General features: G+C 40.8%; 3 protein-coding genes. 2 read left to right on the top strand and 1 reads right to left on the bottom strand.

Annotated elements, in window-relative coordinates; translation table 11 throughout:
• Positions 1-309 precede the first annotated feature (309 nt).
• Together F6K49_RS40140 and ureA are read left to right on the top strand one after the other, a co-directional pair.
• The gene (locus tag F6K49_RS40140) at positions 310-1,323 is read left to right on the top strand and encodes an urease accessory protein UreD (protein ID WP_293106366.1); all 1,014 of its coding nucleotides are present in this window, start codon (positions 310-312) and stop codon (positions 1,321-1,323) included.
• Positions 1,324-1,388: 65 nt separating this feature from the next.
• Positions 1,389-1,691 carry an urease subunit gamma gene (ureA, locus tag F6K49_RS40145; RefSeq protein ID WP_008179425.1) on the top strand — a complete coding sequence of 101 codons (303 nt, stop codon included), beginning with the start codon at positions 1,389-1,391 and terminating at the stop codon, positions 1,689-1,691.
• Positions 1,692-1,746: 55 nt separating this feature from the next.
• On the opposite strand, the gene F6K49_RS40150 is transcribed toward ureA, so the two are convergent.
• On the bottom strand, positions 1,747-2,034 hold the full coding sequence (locus tag F6K49_RS40150) for a hypothetical protein (RefSeq protein ID WP_293106370.1): 288 nt from the start codon (positions 2,032-2,034) through the stop codon (positions 1,747-1,749).
• Positions 2,035-2,681 lie beyond the last annotated feature (647 nt).

The following is a 2,681-nucleotide window of genomic DNA, read 5'->3' on the forward strand; positions in this document are numbered from 1 at the left end:
CAAGGGTAATTGGTATAGAAAAGGGAACAGGGAACAGGGAGTAGGGAGTAGGGAACGATGAACAAAAATTATCACAATTAATTTAGGTACCCTATAACTGGCTCAAGTATAAGCTGTTGTGCATTTAAACTTTATATTAGTCAAATCACATCAAAAAGATAGATCCCAGTCCCCTTTTGCCAATAGCCATGCATGCTTTTTGCCTTCCTAAAAAGCATTTTAACCGTTTAGCTTACTTGAATATGATTCCGATATTCAGCAACGGCGAAGCGACCCGGTCAATTACCTTACATTGCCCTTTAATTATTCGTGAATCGACTCTCTCAACCACAACCAACAGATAGTGATCAATCTCGATGGCATGGCAGCCTTGAATTACGCTTTGCCTTAGCCCATGGAAAAACTCAACCTATTCACACCTACGCCAGAGCTCCCTTGAAGGTACAGCGACCGTTTTATCCAGAAGGGCTAGGGGTTTGTCACAGTGTGGTACTTCATACCGCTGGAGGAATGGTAGCAGGGGACAGGTTGTCTCAAGATATCCACCTTGAATCGGGTACTCATGCTTTAATCACCACTGCTGCTGCTAGTAAAGCTTATGGTAGGGGCAGTTCTAGCGCTAGTATAATAAACTATAGCGCTAGTTTAAACCAACCAGAAGTTAAAGAAAATTTATCTAGCGCTAGTTTACAAAAGCCAGAAGCTAGACAAATCAGATCTAGCGCTAATCAAAAAAACTATAGCGCTAAGCTAACAACCCCAGAAACTAGACAAATCATCCGGCTCCAAGTAGAGACTGGTGCTTGTTTAGAATGGTTGCCCCAGGAAACGATTGTATTCAATGGTGCAGTTTACCGGCAGGATTTGCGGGTAGAATTAGCGCCGGGAGCCAGTTGGTTAGGCTGGGAAATTACTCGATTTGGACGGAGTGCCAGAGGAGAAAGGTTTGTGGAGGGAAATTGGCGATCGCATACGGAAGTTTGGCAGCAAGGACATCCAACCTGGATTGACCGACAATGGTTACCAGCTAGCGAAGCCACCTTCTCTAGTCCTTATGGTTTAGCGGGACAACCAGTGGTAGGAACATTAGCTTTGGTAGGGGAACCGGTATCATCTGAGATTCTCGAACAAGCCAGGGAACTTTGGAGTGCTAGGGAGTATGTGGGGGAAGCTGGCGTAACTCAGCTGATGTCAGGATTATTATGCCGCTATCGTGGTGCTTCGACTGAGGAGGTGAGACACTGGTTTATAGAGGTTTGGCAACTGTTGCGTGTTAATCTATTCGGGCGTCCTATGATTAAGCCACGAGTTTGGCTATTGTAATGTCAAAATTGTTACTAACCAAAATTGCTACTAACCAAAATTGCTGCTAACCACACGATAAAACAATGCAACTGACACCCCAAGAAAAGGATAAACTACTAATTTTTACTGCTGCCTTATTGGCAGAACGACGCAAAGAAAAGGGGTTGAAGCTAAATTACCCAGAAGCCGTTGCCTACATTTCTGCGGAAATTTTGGAAGGTGCTAGGGAAGGACGTCCAGTAGCTGATTTAATGAGTTACGGCACCACGCTGCTGACCCGGGATGATGTGATGGAAGGAGTTCCCGAAATGGTGAATGAAGTCCAGGTAGAAGCAACCTTCCCCGATGGGACTAAACTGGTTACTGTACATGACCCAATTCGTTAGTCCCACAAAAAGCTTGATAAATAACTCTTTAACTCATCTTAAATCATCAGAAGATTCACCGAAGTTGACGGAGTTCTTCTGTGAGATGGATAAGTTGGTTTCTCAGGTCATTTATTTGCTCACTACTCAGTTGTGCAGTTCCTTGATGATCTACGATGTTATTTAGGCTATTCAGACAGTCATTAATCGTATAAAGACAGTTATCAACAACCTGGATTCGTTTCGTCAAGATTTCTTTGAACTTAGGCTCAGTTGATTCAAGAATAGTATTGTTGTTGGGTTGAGATTCATTCAGTTGGAACTTGAAAATGTTCCATAATTGAACTAGTGAAGGGAGTCCCATAAGCACCAAACAATGGTAAAAAAACTTTAAAAAAAGCAAACACCAGACAGAAAAAGTGAAAAAGTAGGGAGAGTAGTCATGACTATAGTCATAACTAATTTAATAATGCTATAATTTGCGAAAATAGTTGCCAAAATAAATTTCTGAATAACTGGCTGCTGAACAAGCAAAATTTTTCCATAAGTAGGATAAAATTTCTGGCCATTAGTATAGCTTTAAAAGCCATGTAAGATGTCAGAGTTGACCAAAAAGGAATCATTAACTGTAGAAATAGAACCATCAACGAGTTAATAAGTAAGAATTAAATAACACCTATATCGATTATTCAGAACAGACTAGAGAAGTCAGGATTAATTGATTAAAGACTGTGTAAAGAAAAGAGAAACTAGATAAAAAAATATGGTAATGGTAATCGGGAATAAGCAATAAGTAGTAGGGAATAAGCAATACAGCGGTTTGCAATTCAATTAGGTACAAAGTTCTGGGTTTTTAGGGATCCCCCCTAACCCCCCTTAGTAAGCTATGCTTTATAAACATATTTCTTTACAAAAAACTTGACAAATTTTAGGAATTATGAATAGGAAATAAATAGGGCTGGCTGCATGAAGGCAGAAGGCATACCCGACAAGGCTTTCAAGCCTTTTTTC

The sequence above is a fragment of the Moorena sp. SIO3I6 genome (assembly GCF_010672095.1).

Bases quoted from the DNA above. Each gene is read 5' to 3' on its own strand.
- ureA (WP_008179425.1), top strand. From the start codon at position 1,389: ATGCAACTGACACCCCAAGAAAAGGATAAACTACTAATTTTTACTGCT.
- F6K49_RS40150 (WP_293106370.1), bottom strand. From the start codon at position 2,034: ATGGGACTCCCTTCACTAGTTCAATTATGGAACATTTTCAAGTTCCAA.